The 16,094-nt window shown below is 39.8% G+C and carries 26 protein-coding genes; all 26 read left to right on the top strand.

Annotation, left to right across the window (positions count from 1 at the left end):
• Positions 1-720, top strand: a complete 720-nt coding sequence (rpsC, locus tag LLW17_RS07235) for a 30S ribosomal protein S3 (RefSeq protein WP_228229585.1) — start codon at positions 1-3, stop codon at positions 718-720.
• Between the two features lie 19 nt (positions 721-739).
• Complete coding sequence (rplP, locus tag LLW17_RS07230) at positions 740-1,162, top strand: 50S ribosomal protein L16 (RefSeq protein WP_099645981.1); 423 nt, start codon at positions 740-742, stop codon at positions 1,160-1,162.
• 11 nt (positions 1,163-1,173) lie between these two features.
• Positions 1,174-1,365, top strand: a complete 192-nt coding sequence (gene rpmC / locus LLW17_RS07225; protein ID WP_228229584.1) for a 50S ribosomal protein L29 — start codon at positions 1,174-1,176, stop codon at positions 1,363-1,365.
• Positions 1,366-1,376: 11 nt separating this feature from the next.
• A complete protein-coding gene (rpsQ, locus tag LLW17_RS07220; protein ID WP_099646250.1) occupies positions 1,377-1,634 on the top strand; it encodes a 30S ribosomal protein S17 in 258 nt (85 codons plus the stop codon).
• A 2-nt stretch (positions 1,635-1,636) separates the two neighbouring features.
• The gene (gene rplN / locus LLW17_RS07215) at positions 1,637-2,005 is read left to right on the top strand and encodes a 50S ribosomal protein L14 (protein ID WP_028376343.1); all 369 of its coding nucleotides are present in this window, start codon (positions 1,637-1,639) and stop codon (positions 2,003-2,005) included.
• A gap of 11 nt (positions 2,006-2,016) precedes the next feature.
• Complete coding sequence (rplX, locus tag LLW17_RS07210; RefSeq protein ID WP_099645982.1) at positions 2,017-2,328, top strand: 50S ribosomal protein L24; 312 nt, start codon at positions 2,017-2,019, stop codon at positions 2,326-2,328.
• A 2-nt stretch (positions 2,329-2,330) separates the two neighbouring features.
• Positions 2,331-2,882, top strand: a complete 552-nt coding sequence (gene rplE, locus LLW17_RS07205) for a 50S ribosomal protein L5 (protein WP_228229583.1) — start codon at positions 2,331-2,333, stop codon at positions 2,880-2,882.
• 3 nt (positions 2,883-2,885) lie between these two features.
• Positions 2,886-3,155: a 30S ribosomal protein S14 gene (gene rpsN, locus LLW17_RS07200; protein ID WP_099645984.1), complete on the top strand. Its 270-nt coding sequence runs from the start codon at positions 2,886-2,888 to the stop codon at positions 3,153-3,155.
• Between the two features lie 73 nt (positions 3,156-3,228).
• The gene (gene rpsH / locus LLW17_RS07195) at positions 3,229-3,627 is read left to right on the top strand and encodes a 30S ribosomal protein S8 (RefSeq protein WP_099645985.1); all 399 of its coding nucleotides are present in this window, start codon (positions 3,229-3,231) and stop codon (positions 3,625-3,627) included.
• A 20-nt stretch (positions 3,628-3,647) separates the two neighbouring features.
• Entirely contained in the window at positions 3,648-4,190 is a 543-nt protein-coding gene (rplF, locus tag LLW17_RS07190) for a 50S ribosomal protein L6 (RefSeq protein WP_228229582.1), read from the top strand.
• An 11-nt stretch (positions 4,191-4,201) separates the two neighbouring features.
• Positions 4,202-4,555 carry a 50S ribosomal protein L18 gene (rplR, locus tag LLW17_RS07185; RefSeq protein WP_228229581.1) on the top strand — a complete coding sequence of 118 codons (354 nt, stop codon included), beginning with the start codon at positions 4,202-4,204 and terminating at the stop codon, positions 4,553-4,555.
• 6 nt (positions 4,556-4,561) lie between these two features.
• Positions 4,562-5,086: a 30S ribosomal protein S5 gene (rpsE, locus tag LLW17_RS07180; RefSeq protein WP_099645988.1), complete on the top strand. Its 525-nt coding sequence runs from the start codon at positions 4,562-4,564 to the stop codon at positions 5,084-5,086.
• A gap of 10 nt (positions 5,087-5,096) precedes the next feature.
• Entirely contained in the window at positions 5,097-5,276 is a 180-nt protein-coding gene (gene rpmD / locus LLW17_RS07175) for a 50S ribosomal protein L30 (RefSeq protein ID WP_228229580.1), read from the top strand.
• Positions 5,277-5,287: 11 nt separating this feature from the next.
• Complete coding sequence (gene rplO, locus LLW17_RS07170; RefSeq protein ID WP_228229579.1) at positions 5,288-5,740, top strand: 50S ribosomal protein L15; 453 nt, start codon at positions 5,288-5,290, stop codon at positions 5,738-5,740.
• 10 nt (positions 5,741-5,750) lie between these two features.
• Positions 5,751-7,088 carry a preprotein translocase subunit SecY gene (gene secY / locus LLW17_RS07165; RefSeq protein WP_228229578.1) on the top strand — a complete coding sequence of 446 codons (1,338 nt, stop codon included), beginning with the start codon at positions 5,751-5,753 and terminating at the stop codon, positions 7,086-7,088.
• Entirely contained in the window at positions 7,088-7,303 is a 216-nt protein-coding gene (gene infA, locus LLW17_RS07160) for a translation initiation factor IF-1 (protein ID WP_028376332.1), read from the top strand. Before secY ends, infA begins: the two co-directional genes overlap by 1 nt.
• A gap of 4 nt (positions 7,304-7,307) precedes the next feature.
• Positions 7,308-7,424 (top strand): type B 50S ribosomal protein L36, encoded by a 117-nt coding sequence (gene ykgO / locus LLW17_RS07155; RefSeq protein ID WP_009779203.1) that lies wholly within the window; start codon positions 7,308-7,310, stop codon positions 7,422-7,424.
• Positions 7,425-7,429: 5 nt separating this feature from the next.
• On the top strand, positions 7,430-7,804 hold the full coding sequence (gene rpsM, locus LLW17_RS07150) for a 30S ribosomal protein S13 (protein WP_228229577.1): 375 nt from the start codon (positions 7,430-7,432) through the stop codon (positions 7,802-7,804).
• Positions 7,805-7,813: 9 nt separating this feature from the next.
• On the top strand, positions 7,814-8,236 hold the full coding sequence (gene rpsK, locus LLW17_RS07145) for a 30S ribosomal protein S11 (protein ID WP_099645993.1): 423 nt from the start codon (positions 7,814-7,816) through the stop codon (positions 8,234-8,236).
• A gap of 86 nt (positions 8,237-8,322) precedes the next feature.
• Entirely contained in the window at positions 8,323-8,928 is a 606-nt protein-coding gene (gene rpsD / locus LLW17_RS07140; RefSeq protein ID WP_228229576.1) for a 30S ribosomal protein S4, read from the top strand.
• Positions 8,929-8,954: 26 nt separating this feature from the next.
• A complete protein-coding gene (locus LLW17_RS07135; protein WP_099645995.1) occupies positions 8,955-9,947 on the top strand; it encodes a DNA-directed RNA polymerase subunit alpha in 993 nt (330 codons plus the stop codon).
• Positions 9,948-10,012: 65 nt separating this feature from the next.
• Positions 10,013-10,504: a 50S ribosomal protein L17 gene (gene rplQ / locus LLW17_RS07130; protein WP_228229575.1), complete on the top strand. Its 492-nt coding sequence runs from the start codon at positions 10,013-10,015 to the stop codon at positions 10,502-10,504.
• A gap of 105 nt (positions 10,505-10,609) precedes the next feature.
• On the top strand, positions 10,610-11,722 hold the full coding sequence (gene carA, locus LLW17_RS07125; RefSeq protein WP_228229574.1) for a glutamine-hydrolyzing carbamoyl-phosphate synthase small subunit: 1,113 nt from the start codon (positions 10,610-10,612) through the stop codon (positions 11,720-11,722).
• A gap of 210 nt (positions 11,723-11,932) precedes the next feature.
• Positions 11,933-13,222: a phosphopyruvate hydratase gene (gene eno, locus LLW17_RS07120; protein ID WP_228229573.1), complete on the top strand. Its 1,290-nt coding sequence runs from the start codon at positions 11,933-11,935 to the stop codon at positions 13,220-13,222.
• A gap of 565 nt (positions 13,223-13,787) precedes the next feature.
• Complete coding sequence (locus LLW17_RS07115; protein ID WP_228229572.1) at positions 13,788-15,074, top strand: citrate synthase; 1,287 nt, start codon at positions 13,788-13,790, stop codon at positions 15,072-15,074.
• 59 nt (positions 15,075-15,133) lie between these two features.
• Positions 15,134-16,081, top strand: coding sequence for a dimethylarginine dimethylaminohydrolase family protein (locus LLW17_RS07110; protein ID WP_434084773.1), 948 nt, complete (start codon positions 15,134-15,136; stop codon positions 16,079-16,081).
• Positions 16,082-16,094 lie beyond the last annotated feature (13 nt).

The raw sequence follows: 16,094 nt of genomic DNA, 5'->3' as shown, positions 1-16,094 counted from the left end.
ATGGGACAGAAGACAAATCCAATCGGGAATCGCCTAGGTATTATCAGAGGATGGGAGTCTAACTGGTATGGTGGTAACGACTACGGTGATAAACTTGCCGAAGACGATAAGATTAGAAAGTACATTCACGCTCGTTTATCAAAAGCCAGTGTGTCTAGAGTAATTATTGAGCGTACGCTTAAGCTTGTAACCGTTACTATCACTACTGCCCGTCCCGGTATCATTATCGGTAAAGGTGGTCAAGAGGTAGACAAGTTAAAAGAAGAACTTAAACAAATTACTAATAAGGAAGTTCAGATCAATATTTTTGAGATCAAACGTCCGGAACTTGATGCTTTCCTGGTGGCATCCTCTATAGCCCGCCAGATCGAAAGCCGTATTTCTTACCGTCGTGCAACCAAAATGGCAATTGCGGCTGCAATGCGTATGAATGCCGAAGGTATTAAAGTACAGATTTCAGGTCGTTTAAACGGGGCGGAAATGGCTCGTCAGGAATCTTATAAAGAAGGTCGTATTCCTTTATCAACATTCAGAGCTGATATTGATTATGCTTTGGTAGAAGCGCATACTACTTATGGTAGATTGGGTATCAAAGTGTGGATCATGAAAGGTGAGGTTTACGGAAAGAGAGAGTTATCTCCTTTAGTAGGTCTTGCTAAGAAGCAAGGAGGAAAGGCTGGTCGTGCAGCAGGAGCACCTAAAGCACGCCGCAGAAAGTAATTTTTTAAAGTAAAACAAGATGTTACAGCCTAAAAAGACAAAATTCCGTAAGCAACAGAAGGGCCGGATGAAAGGAAATGCCGGAAGAGGGCATCAACTTTCAAATGGGACTTTTGGGATTAAATCATTAGATTCTAATTTTCTTACGTCAAGACAAATAGAAGCAGCTCGTATTGCAGCTACACGTTATATGAAACGTGAAGGTTCATTATGGATACGTATTTTCCCTGACAAGCCTATTACGAAAAAACCTCTTGAGGTTCGTATGGGTAAAGGTAAAGGTGCTGTTGAGTATTGGGCAGCTGTCGTTAAACCCGGCAGAATGCTTTTTGAAATAGGAGGGGTATCAGAGCCTGTTGCACGCGAAGCCTTGCGACTTGCTGCTCAGAAGCTTCCTGTAAGAACAAAATATGTAATCGCTCGGGATTATCAAGCTGACTAAATTCTAGAAAAATGAAACAATCAGAAGTAAAAGAACTATCTGTAGCAGAATTACAAGAGGAATTGGTAAAAGCTAAACAAGCTTATACCGACCTTAAAATGGCTCACGCTATTTCTCCTCTCGAAAATCCCATTCAGCTTAGAGGTCTAAGAAGATCTGTAGCTCGTATAGCTACCGAACTTACAAAACGCGAATTACAATAATGCTGCTTAAGATGGAAAAAAGAAATTTAAGAAAAGAACGTATAGGTGTTGTTACCAGCAATAAAATGCAGAAATCAATTGTGGTTTCTGAGGTAAAAAAAGTAAAACACCCTATGTATGGTAAATTCGTTTTAAAGACGAAAAAATACGTAGCACACGACGAGCAAAATGACTGCAATATCGGAGATACTGTAAGGATAATGGAGACACGTCCTTTGAGTAAATCAAAGAGTTGGAGACTTGTAGAAATCATTGAAAGAGCTAAGTAATTATGTTACAACAAGAATCAAGATTAAGAGTAGCTGACAACACCGGAGCAAAAGAAGTTTTGACTATCCGTGTGTTAGGTGGTACCAAAAGAAGATATGCTTCTGTAGGTGATAAGATTGTTGTTTCTGTAAAAGATGCAACACCTAACGGCCAGGTTAAAAAAGGAGCCGTTTCTACAGCAGTTGTAGTGCGTACACGTAAAGAGGTGCGTCGTCCGGATGGTTCATACATCCGTTTTGATGACAACGCCTGTGTGTTGCTAAACGCTCAGGGTGAAATGCGCGGTACCCGTGTATTCGGTCCTGTTGCGAGAGAACTTCGTGATAAGCAATTCATGAAGATTGTATCATTAGCGCCAGAGGTGCTTTAATACGAATTAAGATGACAAAGCTTAAAATAAAAGTTGGAGATACCGTTCGTGTTACTGCCGGTGACCATAAAGGTCAGGAAGGTAAAGTACAACGTGTTATTAAAGATAAGAACAAAGCAATCGTTGAGGGTGTGAATCTGGTTTCTAAACATGAGAAGCCTAGCGCATCTAATCCTCAGGGTGGTATTGCTAAGAAAGAAGCTGCTTTGCACATTTCAAATCTGTCTTTAGTAGACGGTAATGGTGATGCTACACGTGTAGGTTACCGTATGGAAGGTGATAAGAAAGTACGCTATTCTAAAAAATCAAATGAAGTAATTTAGTTATGGCTTACACTTCAAGACTTAAATCAGAATATAAAGAGCGTGTAATAGCGGCTCTTAAAGAAGAATTTGGGTATGCAAATATTATGCAGGTTCCTAAATTGAAGAAAATTGTAATCTCAAGAGGCGTAGGTGCGGCAGTTGCAGATAAGAAATTAATCGATTATTCGGTTGAGGAGCTTACCAACATTGCTGGCCAGCGTGCTGTTGCAACTGTTTCTAAGAAAGACGTTGCGGCATTTAAATTGAGAAAAGGCATGCCTATCGGGGCTAAAGTGACTTTGCGCGGAGAGCGTATGTATGAATTTTTAGATCGTTTGATCACTTCTGCATTGCCACGTGTACGCGACTTTAACGGAATCAATGCTACCGGCTTTGATGGTCGTGGAAACTACAGCTTAGGTATTACCGAGCAGATTATTTTCCCTGAAATTGATATCGACAAAGTACGTAAGATTGAAGGTATGAATATTACCTTTGAAACTTCTGCCGAAACCGATAAGGAAGCTAAAGCATTATTAACTCAATTGGGGCTACCCTTTAAAAAGAAGTAAATTATGGCAAAAGAATCAATGAAAGCTCGCGAGAGAAAACGTGAGAGAATGGCGGCCAAATATGCTGAAAAAAGAAAAGCCTTAAAAGAGGCTGGTGATTATGAAGCATTACAAAAGTTGCCTAAAAACTCATCTCCTGTACGTCAGCACAACCGTTGTAAGTTGACTGGTCGTCCTAAAGGATATATGAGAACTTTTGGAATCTCTCGTGTTATGTTTCGCGAAATGGCCAATCAAGGTCTTATACCAGGTGTTAAAAAGGCAAGCTGGTAAACTAAGGATAAACTGGTTTCAGGTTCATTTGTGCTCAGGTACAGGTGAAAACCAAAACCGCAATTAAATATAAATGTATACAGATACTATTGCAGATTTTCTAACAAGGATTAGAAACGCAGCAGCAGCAAACCACAGAGTTGTGGAAATTCCTGCTTCAAACCTTAAGAAAGAGATAACCAAGATCTTGTTTGATCAGGGTTACATTTTGAGCTACAAATTTGAAGATAAGACCGCTCAGGGAACTATCAAAATAGCTCTTAAGTATGACAAAGAGACCAAAGAGTCTGTCATCAAAGATATTCAAAGAATCAGTAAGCCTGGTTTACGTAAATATGCATCTTCTAAAGATGTACCTCGTATTCTTAATGGTTTAGGAATTTCAATTGTTTCTACTTCTAAAGGTGTAATGACCGGGAAGCAGGCTCAACAAGAGAATGTAGGAGGGGAAGTACTTTGCTACGTATATTAATCAGTTAAAAAAACAGAGCAATGTCAAGAATAGGAAAAAACCCAATTACAATACCGTCTGGAGTTACTGTCGATGTAGCTGATAATATGATTACGGTAAAAGGGAAGTTAGGAGAGCTTAAGCAAGAGTACTCTAGCATAGATATTAAAGTTGAAGATGGCGTTATTACGTTAGAGCGCTCTTCTGATAAGAAAGAAGATAAGGCAAAACATGGTTTATATCGTGCATTGATTGCTAATATGATTGAGGGTGTTTCTAATGGATACACCAAATCTTTAGAATTAGTTGGTGTGGGTTACAGAGCAAGCAATCAGGGTCAAAAATTAGATCTTGCACTTGGTTTTTCCCACAATATAGTTTTAGAAGTTGCACCAGAGGTAACTGTTGAGACTGTTACTGAGAAAGGTAAGAACCCTGTGGTAAAACTTACTTCTTACGATAAGCAGTTAGTAGGACAGGTTGCGGCTAAAATCAGAAGCTTCCGTAAGCCAGAGCCATACAAAGGAAAAGGTATCAAGTTTGTAGGAGAACAAATCAGAAGAAAAGCAGGTAAATCTGCATAATATATAGCGTTATGGCATTTTCAAAATACACAAGAAGAAATAAAATACGTCGCAGAATCCGTAAATCACTTGCCGGTACTGCAGAGCGTCCGAGACTTTCTGTATATAGAAGTAATAAAGAAATATACGCGCAGATCATTGACGATACTACCGGTAAAACTTTAAGCGCTGCGTCTTCAAGAGACAAAGGTTTTAAAGCAAACGGTAATAAAGCAGAGGTTGCTAAAGAAGTAGGTAAAGCAATTGCCGAAAAAGCAAAGGAAGCAGGTATCGAAGCAGTAGCATTTGACAGAGGTGGTTACTTGTATCACGGAAGAGTAAAACAATTAGCAGAAGGAGCCCGAGAAGGCGGATTAAAATTCTAAGAAGTTATGTATCAAAAATATAAAAACGTAGAGTTAGTAAAACCAAGCGGACTGGATCTTAAGGATCGTTTAGTTGGTGTTCAACGTGTTACCAAGGTAACGAAGGGTGGTAGAGCTTTTGGTTTTTCTGCTATTGTAGTTGTAGGTGATGAGCACGGTGTTGTAGGTCAGGGTCTTGGTAAGTCTAAAGATGTTGCCAGTGCAATTGCTAAAGCTGTAGAAGACGCAAAGAAAAATTTAGTGCGTATTCCACTTAACAAAAGCACAATTCCACACGAACAAAAAGGAAAATACGGCGGTGCTCGCGTATTGTTGATGCCTGCTGCTCCTGGTACAGGGGTAATTGCCGGTGGTGCAATACGTTCAGTACTCGAATCTGTAGGTATTCACGATGTATTATCAAAAAATCAGGGATCTTCTAACCCACATAACGTGGTAAAAGCTACCTTTGATGCCCTTTTACAAATGAGAAGTGCAGAGACTGTAGCTAAGCAAAGAGGAATTTCTTTAGATAAAGTTTTTAAAGGATAATTGTAAGACAATGGCAAAGATTAAAGTAACTAAGGTAAAAAGTGCTATCAATCGCACTCAAAACCAAAAGAGAACACTTGAGGCCCTGGGTCTTAGAAAAATGAATCAGGTTGTGGAGCATGAAAATACTCCTAACATCCTGGGCATGATTAATAAAGTAAGTCATCTGGTTTCTGTAGAAGAAGCTTAAACAGTTATAAAATGGGTTTAAACAATCTAAAACCGGCAGCAGGCTCGGTAAAAAAGAACGACAGCAGGCGAGGTCGTGGTGAAGCCACAGGAAATGGTGGAACCGCTGGCCGTGGGCACAAAGGTGCGAAGTCACGATCAGGATATTCTAAAAAAGTAGGTTTTGAAGGTGGGCAAATGCCACTTCAAAGACGTGTTCCTAAATTCGGTTTTAATAACATCAACCGTAAGGAATACACAGGGATTAACCTTGATACTTTGCAGGAATATGTTGATGCTGGAAGAATCAAAGATGAAGTAACTCTTGATGTTTTAGTAGAAAACAGACTAGCTGGTAAAAATGATTTAGTTAAGATTTTAGGTCGTGGTGAGCTAAAAGCTAAACTAAAAGTTAGTGCTCATAAATTTACGGCCTCGGCACATAAAGCTATTGAAGCAGCAGGCGGAGAAGCAGTAACTTTATAACACAAGCAGCATGAAGGCTATAGAAACGATTAAAAATATCTGGAAGATTGAAGAGTTGAAGAATCGAATTCTTCTTACCCTCGGTTTACTTTTGGTTTACCGTTTTGGGGCTCAGATCGTACTTCCGGGTATTGACGCTTCTCAGCTGGCCAACCTTTCTGCGCAGACAGATGGTGGTTTGCTTGGGTTGCTTAATGCATTTACAGGAGGAGCGTTTTCTAATGCTTCCGTTTTTGCATTAGGTATTATGCCGTACATTTCTGCTTCGATTGTAGTGCAGCTTATGGGTATCGCGGTACCGTATTTGCAAAAACTACAAAAAGAAGGGGAAAGCGGGCGTCGCAAAATAAATCAGATTACCAGATGGTTAACCATAGCAATTACCTTAATTCAGGGACCGGGGTATATTACTAACTTGTTTAGTATACTTCCTCCGGAAGCTTTCGTAATGGAAAGCCAGGTAATGTTTATCATCTCGTCTGTAATTATCCTTACAACCGGATGTATTTTTGCAATGTGGTTGGGAGAGAAGATCACAGATAAAGGAATCGGTAATGGTATTTCACTTCTTATTATGGTGGGTATCATCGCACGTTTGCCGCAGTCATTCCTTCAGGAGTGGGTGTCTCGTGTAACTGAGTCTAATGGAGGTTTAATCATGATTTTGATTGAGCTTGTAATTTGGTTTGTGATTATCCTGCTGTCGATACTGCTCGTAATGGCTGTGCGTCAGATTCCGGTTCAATATGCTCGTAGAACTGCCAGTGGCAGCTATGAGCGCAATGTTTTTGGAAGCAGACAGTATATTCCGCTTAAGTTAAATGCATCAGGTGTAATGCCTATCATTTTTGCTCAGGCGATTATGTTTATTCCTGGCGCGGTTATTGGACTATCTGAGTCAGATACTGCTCAAACTATCGCCGGTGAATTCACAAACATCTTCGGTTTTTGGTACAATCTTGTATTTGGTCTACTTATTATCATCTTCACCTATTTTTATACGGCAATTACAGTGCCTACCAATAAAATGGCAGATGATTTAAAACGCAGCGGTGGTTTTATCGCAGGCATCAGACCGGGTTCAGAAACTGCTGAGTATTTAGACCGAATTATGTCTCAAATAACCCTTCCGGGATCTATTTTCCTTGCTTTAATCGCAGTATTCCCTGCAATAGCAGTGAGCGTACTGGGTATGCAGCAAGGTTGGGCGTTGTTTTACGGTGGTACTTCGTTACTTATTCTTGTAGGGGTTTCTATCGATACTATGCAACAGGTAAATTCATACTTGTTGAATAGACATTATGATGGATTGATGAAAACAGGTAAGAACAGAAAAGCAGTAGCATAATGGCAAAACAACAAGCAATAGAACAAGACGGTTCAATCATTGAAGCATTGTCTAACGCAATGTTTCGCGTTGAGCTGGAAAATGGTCATATCGTGACCGCACACATCTCGGGTAAAATGCGTATGCATTACATTAAATTGCTACCGGGAGACAAAGTAAAACTTGAAATGAGCCCATACGATTTATCTAAGGCTCGTATAACTTATAGATACTAGTAAGATGAAAGTAAGAGCATCAGTAAAGAAAAGAAGCGCAGACTGCAAAATTGTACGTCGCAAAGGAAGATTATACGTTATTAACAAAAAGAACCCTAAGTTCAAACAAAGACAAGGTTAAGGATTATGGCTAGAATTGCAGGGGTAGATATCCCAAAACAAAAAAGAGGTGTAATCGCTTTGACGTACATCTTTGGAATCGGAAAAAGCAGAGCTCAGAAAATATTAGCAGAAGCTGGTGTTGATGAAAACCTTAAAGTTACCGAATGGGACGATGATCAAATTGGTCGTATTCGTGACGCGGTAAGTGCCTACAAGATTGAAGGTGAACTTAGAAGTGAGGTTTCTATGAGCATTAAGCGTCTTATGGACATTGGTTGCTACCGTGGTATCAGACACCGTTCTGGTTTACCACTTCGCGGTCAACGTACCAAGAATAACTCTAGAACCCGAAAAGGTAAGCGTAAAACGGTTGCTAACAAGAAGAAAGCAACTAAATAATAAGTAAGAATGGCAAAGCAAAACACTAAAGGCGGAGGAAAAAACGCTAAAGCTGCAAAAAGCACTAAAAAGCGTAAGGTTGTTATTGAATCGGTAGGTGAAGCTCACGTTTCGGCATCATTCAACAACATTTTAATTTCTTTGACTAATAAGAAAGGTGACGTGATCTCTTGGTCTTCAGCAGGGAAAATGGGCTTTAGAGGATCTAAGAAAAACACTCCTTATGCTGCTCAGCTAGCTGCTGAGGATGCAAGTAAAGTTGCTCACGAGGCTGGTTTGCGTAAAGTGAAAGTGTATGTGAAAGGACCGGGTAACGGTCGTGAATCTGCAATTCGCTCTATTCACAACAGCGGTATCGAGGTAACCGAGATCATCGATGTGACTCCACTACCACACAATGGATGTCGTCCACCTAAACGAAGAAGAGTTTAATTAATTTTTCATATCAATCGGGGAGTACTGATTTTGCGAAGGACCAGACCTTAATTCCTTAATCACCCCAACTAATACACTATACAATGGCAAGATATACCGGTCCTAAGACTAAAATCGCACGTAAATTTGGTGAGGCGATTTTTGGAGATGACAAATCTTTTGAAAAAAGAAACTATCCTCCAGGTCAACACGGAAACAACAGACGTCGCGGTAAGAAGTCTGAATATGCAATACAGCTTCAGGAGAAGCAAAAAGCAAAATATACTTACGGGATTTTAGAAAATCAGTTCCGTAATATGTTTGAAAAGGCTACCCGCGCTACCGGAATTACCGGGGTTGTTTTACTTCAGCTTTGCGAATCACGTCTTGACAACGTAGTTTTCAGAATGGGAATTGCCCCTTCCAGAAGATCTGCACGTCAATTAGTATCTCACAGACACATTACTGTAAACGGGGAGTTGGTAAACATTCCATCTTACCAAATTAAAGCAGGAGATGTTGTTGCGGTACGTGAAAAGTCAAAATCCTTGACAGCAATTCAGGAATCGCTTTCTAACGCAAGCCACGTTTATGAGTGGATCTCCTGGAACAACGATAAAAAAGAAGGTACATTCGTTTCAGTTCCTGAACGTATTCAGATTCCTGAAAATATCAACGAGCAGTTTATCGTTGAATTGTACTCTAAATAATAATAACAACTCTTAGAAAACAGAATATGGCATTACTAAATTTCCAAAAGCCTGATAAGGTCATAATGATCGACTCTACCGACTTTGAGGGTAAGTTTGAATTCAGACCCTTAGAGCCAGGTTATGGTTTGACTGTTGGTAACGCGCTTCGAAGAGTATTGCTATCTTCATTAGAAGGTTTCGCAATCACCTCGGTACGTGTTGAAGGTGTAGATCATGAGTTTTCAACCATTGCAGGAGTTGTAGAAGATTTTACTGAAATCATACTCAACCTGAAACAGGTGCGTTTCAAAAGACAAATCGATGAGATTGACAATGAGACTGTAACCATTTCTGTTTCAGATAAGGAACAATTAACAGCCGGTGACTTCCAGAAGTTTATCTCCGGTTTCCAAATTCTTAATCCTGACCTGGTTATCGCCAATATGGAAAAGAATGTTAGCATAAACATGGAAATCACTGTTGAGAAAGGCCGTGGTTATGTTCCTGCAGAAGAAAACAAAAAGCAAAATGCTCCTGTTGGTACCATTTTTACCGATTCAATCTATACTCCCATTAAGAATGTGAAGTATAGTATTGAAAACTATCGTGTAGAGCAAAAAACCGACTACGAGAAACTGGTTTTTGAAATCATCACAGACGGTTCAATTCATCCGAAAGATGCTTTGACCGAAGCTGCTAAAACACTCATCCACCACTTTATGTTGTTCTCTGACGAGCGCATCACTCTTGAGGCAGATGAGATTGCTCAAACTGAAACTTATGATGAAGAGTCCCTTCACATGAGACAACTTCTTAAGACCAAACTGGTTGATATGGATCTTTCAGTGCGTGCACTTAACTGTTTAAAAGCTGCTGAAGTAGAAACTCTTGGTGATCTTGTTTCTTACAACAAGAATGATCTGATGAAATTCAGAAACTTCGGTAAAAAGTCACTTACAGAGCTGGAAGAGCTTGTAAATGTAAAAGGTCTTAACTTCGGGATGGATCTTTCAAAATATAAATTAGATAAAGACTAGTAATGCTCCATATTTTGCTCCTCAAAAAGGGTAGAGCAAGATGGTAGCTTAAATTTAAAAATGTCATGAGACACGGAAAAAAAATCAATCATCTAGGGCGTAAAACTGCGCACAGAAAATCAATGCTTGCTAATATGGCTTGCTCACTTATCGAGCATAAGCGTATCAACACTACTGTTGCAAAAGCAAAAGCACTTAAGCAGTTTGTAGAGCCTTTAGTGACAAAATCTAAAGAAGATACCACGCACAATCGTCGTATCGTAATGAGCAAATTGCGTCAAAAAGATGCAGTTGCAGAGCTTTTTAGAGATGTTGCTGTTAAAGTTGGCGATCGTCCGGGAGGTTATACCCGTATCATCAAGTTGGGTAACCGTCTTGGAGATAATGCCGATATGGCGATGATTGAATTGGTAGACTACAATGAGTTATACAACTCTGGTAAAACCAAGAAGAAATCTACTCGTAGAGCAGGTAAAAAGACTTCTCCGGCAGCTGCGGCTCCTAAGAAGGAAGATGCACCGGTTCAAGAGAAAAAAGCTTCTGATGAGGAAGAATAAGAAAATCTTTAGCATTGCATAAAGTAAAAGGGATAAGCCGTTTCGGTTTATCCTTTTTTTTATAATTATTTTTGAAAAAAATCTAACACTTTACAGGAACACGAGATGAAGTACCAGACAAACAGAAAAGCCTTAATTCTTTTAGCTGACGGAACCATTTTTTACGGAAAGGCAGTTGCAAATAAAGAGGGTACGGCCTTCGGAGAGGTATGCTTTAACACCGGTATGACCGGTTATCAGGAAATTTTCACAGACCCTTCTTATTTTGGTCAGCTTATGGTGACTACCAATGCGCATATAGGTAATTATGGAGGGAATAATGAAGAGACTGAATCTGAAACCGTAAAAATCGCGGGTCTTATTTGCCGCAATTTTAGTTACAATTATTCCAGAAAGCAGGTTGACGAGTCCTTGCTGTCTTTTTTAGATAAAAACAATCTTTTTGTAATCTCAGATGTAGATACCCGCGCTCTTGTGGCTTACATACGGGATAACGGGGCTATGAACGCGGTTATTTCTTCAGATGTTGACAACATTGAAGGTCTTAAGGAGCAACTGGCTCAGGTGCCCGATATGAATGGCCTGGAGCTGGCCTCTAAAGTTTCTACAAAAGAGCCTTATTTCTATGGAGATGAAAACGCAACTTTTAAGGTTGCCGCTATAGATTTAGGGATTAAGAAAAATATTCTGCGAAATATGGCCAAGCGCGATATGTATATCAAGGTTTTTCCATACAACAGCAGTTTTGAAGAAATGAAAGCTTTCAATCCGGATGGTTTCTTCCTGTCTAACGGCCCCGGTGACCCTGAACCTCTCAAGGGTGTGATTGAAGTAGCTAAGCAGATTATAGAAGAAGATTATCCGCTATTTGGTATTTGCCTGGGACATCAAATAATTGCATTGGCAAATGGAATCAGTACCTTTAAAATGCATCACGGTCATAGAGGTATTAACCATCCTGTACTTAACAATCAAACCGGACGAGGCGAAATTACCTCACAGAACCACGGGTTTTCAGTAAACTATGATGAAGCTGCTAATAACCCGAATATAGAGGTAACCCATAAGCATCTTAATGACAATACCGTAATGGGACTAAAAATGAAGAACAAGAACTGTTTTTCTGTGCAGTACCATCCGGAAGCAGGCCCGGGTCCTAACGATGCGACCTACCTTTTTGATGAATTTATTGAGCGGATGTCAAAACAAACCGTATAAGTGCATAAAGCCCCGTTTTAACGGGGCTTTTTTTTGATGAATATATCCCTGAATGCAGGCTTTATTGCAGTTCTTTTGCCTAAACAGGTTAAAGTTACGCGTGTTTTAAATAATTATTAAAAGGCGCTTTTAGCGCCGGCTATATCTGTTAAATAGTACAGTATTGCTTATATTGCGCATACTTAATTAACCTATCAATTTTAATAAAAAATGAGTATTATAATCAATATCCATGCACGTCAAATCCTTGATTCACGAGGTAATCCCACAGTTGAAGTAGATGTAGTAACCGAAAATGGTGTTTTGGGCAGAGCCGCTGTTCCTTCAGGAGCGTCAACCGGAGAGCACGAAGCAGTGGAGTTACGTGACGGTGGTAAAGATTATATGGGGAAAGGTGTACTTAAAGCAGTAGACAACGTAAACGCTGTTATTGCTCAGGAACTTTTGGGTGTTTCTGTATTTGAACAGAACCTGATCGACCAGACCATGATCGAACTTGACGGTACTCCAAATAAATCAAAACTCGGAGCAAATGCTATTCTGGGAGTATCACTTGCAGTAGCCAAAGCTGCCGCAAATGAACTAAATATGCCTTTATATCGCTATGTAGGCGGTGTAAGTGCAAACACGCTTCCGGTACCTATGATGAATATCATTAACGGTGGTTCTCACAGTGATGCCCCTATCGCATTTCAGGAATTTATGGTTATGCCGGTAAAGGCTAAAAACTTTACGCATGCCATGCAAATGGGAACTGAAATTTTCCACAATCTCAAAAAAGTGCTTCACGACCGCGGTTTGAGTACTGCTGTAGGAGATGAGGGTGGTTTTGCGCCAACTCTTGAAGGAACCGAAGATGCTATCGAAAGTATTCAAAAGGCCGTTGAAAATGCAGGTTATAAATTTGGAGAAGAGGTGATGATTGCATTAGACTGTGCCTCTGCAGAATTTTATGTTGACGGAAAATACGATTATACCAAATTTGAAGGCGATAAAGGTGTAGTACGTACCAGCGAAGAGCAGGCTGAATACCTTGCAGAATTAGCTTCTAAATATCCCATTATTTCTATTGAAGATGGTATGGACGAAAACGACTGGGAAGGATGGAAGTCTTTAACCGAAAAAATCGGGGATAAAGTGCAGCTTGTAGGAGATGATCTTTTTGTTACCAACGTAGAGCGCCTTTCACGTGGTATTGAAAATGGTATCGCAAACTCAATTCTAATTAAAGTAAACCAGATAGGTACCCTTACCGAAACTATTGCGGCGGTAAATATGGCTCATAATGCCGGTTATACTTCTGTAATGTCTCACAGATCTGGAGAAACGGAAGATAATACTATTGCAGACCTTGCTGTGGCTCTTAACACAGGACAAATTAAAACCGGTTCGGCTTCACGTAGTGACCGTATGGCAAAATACAATCAACTCTTGCGTATTGAAGAGGAGTTGGGATCTGTAGCTTACTTCCCTAAGGAGAAAGCCTTTAAGGTAAAATAAAATGAAGAACACCCCAATCGGGGTGTTTTTTTTGCCCTTTTACAAACTGTAAATGGGTTCAAATAGTTTTGAGATTTTATTCTAGTAAAAAATAACTATAACACTTAATTCGACGATTAAGTGTTATTTATTTACGATATAGTGTGTTTTTTTCTAAATAAAAACAGTACATTCGTACACACAAGACAACAAAAATAAATTTAGATTTCAAAACCCAACAGTATCTGTTTAAGAGCTGAAAAATTTGAAGTTGGGTGAAAGAGCGATTCTGAAATCAAGTACGTATCGCTCTTTTTTCACCAATTAAGGAATCTAAATTTTGAAGTTGGGTGAGGGGTTTACACTGCTTTGCAGCGTTGCCCCTTTTTTTATGGGCATATTTAGCTCAGGTTTATTTTTTCTTTTTATCAAATGCTTACCTAAATAGTCTGAAATGCGCATTAATTGCCTTGATTTAAACTTTTTTTAACCTTGTAAAGCCGCATTATACTTTAAATATCGTCGTCATTTTCGTACTTTAGCAACTCTTGAATTTTTTGATAATCAGCTAAAAATATATTCGATAATGGCAGATCATGCTAAACTTATAATAGGAGACAAGTCCTATGAATTTCCTATCGTTGAAGGCTCTGAAAAGGAGCTTGCAATCGATATCGCTACATTAAGAGGAGTAACGGGAGGTTATACCACCCTGGATCCCGGTTTTAAGAATACCGGTAGTTGCGAGAGTGCAATTACATTTTTGAATGGCGAAGAAGGCATTCTGAGATACCGTGGGTATGCCATTGAAGAACTTGCAGAAAAAGCATCTTTTCTTGAAGTTACTTATCTTTTAATTTTTGGAGAGCTGCCTACTCAGGAACAGTTGGAGAAATTTCACAAAGACATTAAGGAGGAAAATCACGTGGATGAGGATATTAAAAAGATCCTAAACGGTTTTCCTAAATCTGCCCATCCAATGGGGGTTTTGGCTTCCTTAACTTCTGCGCTTACCGCTTTTAATCCCGGGGCTGTTAATGTAGATTCTGAAGAAGATATGTATAAGGCTATTGTAAAACTTCTGGGTAAATTCCCGGTTTTAGTAGCCTGGACCATGCGTACCAAAATGAGCAAGCCTCTGGATTATGGGGACGACAATCTTACTTATGTAGAAAATCTGCATAAAATGATGTTCTCAAAACCCAATAGTGAATACAAGCTTGATCCTGTAATTATAGAAGCTTTAGATAAACTTCTTATCCTACACGCAGATCACGAGCAAAACTGCTCTACGTCAACCGTGCGTATTGTAGGCTCGTCTCACGCAGGTCTTTTTGCATCCATATCTGCAGGTATTTCTGCCCTATGGGGGCCGCTTCACGGTGGTGCAAACCAGGCTGTTATCGAAATGCTGGAGGGTATTAAAGCAGATGGTGGTGATACTAAAAAATATATGGCTAAAGCAAAAGACAAGGACGATCCATTCCGTTTAATGGGCTTTGGTCACCGGGTCTATAAGAATTTTGATCCCCGTGCTAAAATCATCAAGAAAGCCGCAGATGATGTTCTAAACCAGCTAGGTGTAGAAGATGAAGTATTGGCAATAGCCAAGGGTCTCGAAAAAGAAGCTTTAGAAGATGACTACTTCGTAAAACGCAAGTTGTATCCTAACGTTGATTTCTATTCCGGAATCATATACAGAGCTTTGGGAATCCCGGTAGAAATGTTTACCGTAATGTTTGCAATGGGACGCGTACCGGGCTGGATTGCTCAATGGCGCGAAATGCGTTTGCGCAAAGAACCTATAGGAAGACCAAGACAGGTTTATATAGGTGAAACGCTTCGATCTTTTAAACCAATGGAAGAGCGCTAAGACGCCAACTTGAATAACACAGGAAGCGGGTTTTTGATTTCAGATCAAATACCCGCTTTATGTTTTTATATTTACCCCTAATTAAAGACGCTATGATAAAACTCAACATCAACGACGAGACATCACGACTACGGTCGGTATTGCTGGGAACTGCACGTAGCAATGGCGGAGTGCCTTCTCTGGAAGATGCTTACGATCCCAAGTCTATGCTTCATATCAAGCAAAAAACCTATCCCAAAGAAGAGGATATGATGCGCGAGATTGAAGCAGTGGAAGCAGTTTTTAATAAGTATGGAGTACAGGTATTTCGCCCAAAAATCATAGAAAATTACAATCAGATTTTTGCACGTGATATTGGGTTTGTGATTGATGACGTTTTTATAAAAGCAAATATTTTACCCGATCGGGAGCAGGAACTCGATGCCATTCAACATGTGTTAAGCCAGATTGATCCTGAAAAAGTCATTCGGTTTCCCGAGGAAGCTCATATAGAAGGAGGCGATGTCATGCCGCACGGCGATTACATTTTTGTCGGGACGTATCGGGGTGATGACTATTCAGATTATATAATAGCCCGTACCAATATGAATGCGGTTGCCTGCTTGGAAAATACGTTTCCCAATAAAAAAGTTGTTTCCTTTAACCTGAGAAAGTCTAATACCAATCCTTATGAAAATGCCCTGCATTTAGATTGTTGTTTTCAGCCCGTGGGCGAAAAATATGCGATTATTCATAAAAATGGATTTCTTGTTGAAGAGGAATACCAGTGGTTGGTAAACTTTTTCGGGTCTGAAAATGTTTTCGAAATTACTTCCGAAGAAATGTTTCATATGAATTCAAACATATTTTCAATCGCTCCCGATGTTGTGATTTCCGAGCGCAATTTTACACGTTTAAATACATGGCTTCGGTCTAAAGGCATAACCGTAGAAGAAGTACCCTATGCTGAAATCTCCAAGCAGGAAGGACTATTGCGTTGCAGTACACTCCCTTTGGTACGCGAATAATATTCAATTATAA

Source organism: Leeuwenhoekiella parthenopeia (genome assembly GCF_020782115.1).
Classification (GTDB): Bacteria; Bacteroidota; Bacteroidia; order Flavobacteriales; family Flavobacteriaceae; genus Leeuwenhoekiella; species Leeuwenhoekiella parthenopeia.
This window is presented reverse-complemented; position numbering and strand designations above follow the sequence as displayed.

Coding starts and splice junctions, on each gene's coding strand:
- rpsC (WP_228229585.1), top strand. CDS start 1: ATGGGACAGAAGACAAATCCAATCGGGAATCGCCTAGGTATTATCAGA.
- rplP (WP_099645981.1), top strand. CDS start 740: ATGTTACAGCCTAAAAAGACAAAATTCCGTAAGCAACAGAAGGGCCGG.
- rpmC (WP_228229584.1), top strand. CDS start 1,174: ATGAAACAATCAGAAGTAAAAGAACTATCTGTAGCAGAATTACAAGAG.
- rpsQ (WP_099646250.1), top strand. CDS start 1,377: ATGGAAAAAAGAAATTTAAGAAAAGAACGTATAGGTGTTGTTACCAGC.
- rplN (WP_028376343.1), top strand. CDS start 1,637: ATGTTACAACAAGAATCAAGATTAAGAGTAGCTGACAACACCGGAGCA.
- rplX (WP_099645982.1), top strand. CDS start 2,017: ATGACAAAGCTTAAAATAAAAGTTGGAGATACCGTTCGTGTTACTGCC.
- rplE (WP_228229583.1), top strand. CDS start 2,331: ATGGCTTACACTTCAAGACTTAAATCAGAATATAAAGAGCGTGTAATA.
- rpsN (WP_099645984.1), top strand. CDS start 2,886: ATGGCAAAAGAATCAATGAAAGCTCGCGAGAGAAAACGTGAGAGAATG.
- rpsH (WP_099645985.1), top strand. CDS start 3,229: ATGTATACAGATACTATTGCAGATTTTCTAACAAGGATTAGAAACGCA.
- rplF (WP_228229582.1), top strand. CDS start 3,648: ATGTCAAGAATAGGAAAAAACCCAATTACAATACCGTCTGGAGTTACT.
- rplR (WP_228229581.1), top strand. CDS start 4,202: ATGGCATTTTCAAAATACACAAGAAGAAATAAAATACGTCGCAGAATC.
- rpsE (WP_099645988.1), top strand. CDS start 4,562: ATGTATCAAAAATATAAAAACGTAGAGTTAGTAAAACCAAGCGGACTG.
- rpmD (WP_228229580.1), top strand. CDS start 5,097: ATGGCAAAGATTAAAGTAACTAAGGTAAAAAGTGCTATCAATCGCACT.
- rplO (WP_228229579.1), top strand. CDS start 5,288: ATGGGTTTAAACAATCTAAAACCGGCAGCAGGCTCGGTAAAAAAGAAC.
- secY (WP_228229578.1), top strand. CDS start 5,751: ATGAAGGCTATAGAAACGATTAAAAATATCTGGAAGATTGAAGAGTTG.
- infA (WP_028376332.1), top strand. CDS start 7,088: ATGGCAAAACAACAAGCAATAGAACAAGACGGTTCAATCATTGAAGCA.
- ykgO (WP_009779203.1), top strand. CDS start 7,308: ATGAAAGTAAGAGCATCAGTAAAGAAAAGAAGCGCAGACTGCAAAATT.
- rpsM (WP_228229577.1), top strand. CDS start 7,430: ATGGCTAGAATTGCAGGGGTAGATATCCCAAAACAAAAAAGAGGTGTA.
- rpsK (WP_099645993.1), top strand. CDS start 7,814: ATGGCAAAGCAAAACACTAAAGGCGGAGGAAAAAACGCTAAAGCTGCA.
- rpsD (WP_228229576.1), top strand. CDS start 8,323: ATGGCAAGATATACCGGTCCTAAGACTAAAATCGCACGTAAATTTGGT.
- LLW17_RS07135 (WP_099645995.1), top strand. CDS start 8,955: ATGGCATTACTAAATTTCCAAAAGCCTGATAAGGTCATAATGATCGAC.
- rplQ (WP_228229575.1), top strand. CDS start 10,013: ATGAGACACGGAAAAAAAATCAATCATCTAGGGCGTAAAACTGCGCAC.
- carA (WP_228229574.1), top strand. CDS start 10,610: ATGAAGTACCAGACAAACAGAAAAGCCTTAATTCTTTTAGCTGACGGA.
- eno (WP_228229573.1), top strand. CDS start 11,933: ATGAGTATTATAATCAATATCCATGCACGTCAAATCCTTGATTCACGA.
- LLW17_RS07115 (WP_228229572.1), top strand. CDS start 13,788: ATGGCAGATCATGCTAAACTTATAATAGGAGACAAGTCCTATGAATTT.
- LLW17_RS07110 (WP_434084773.1), top strand. CDS start 15,134: ATGTTTTTATATTTACCCCTAATTAAAGACGCTATGATAAAACTCAAC.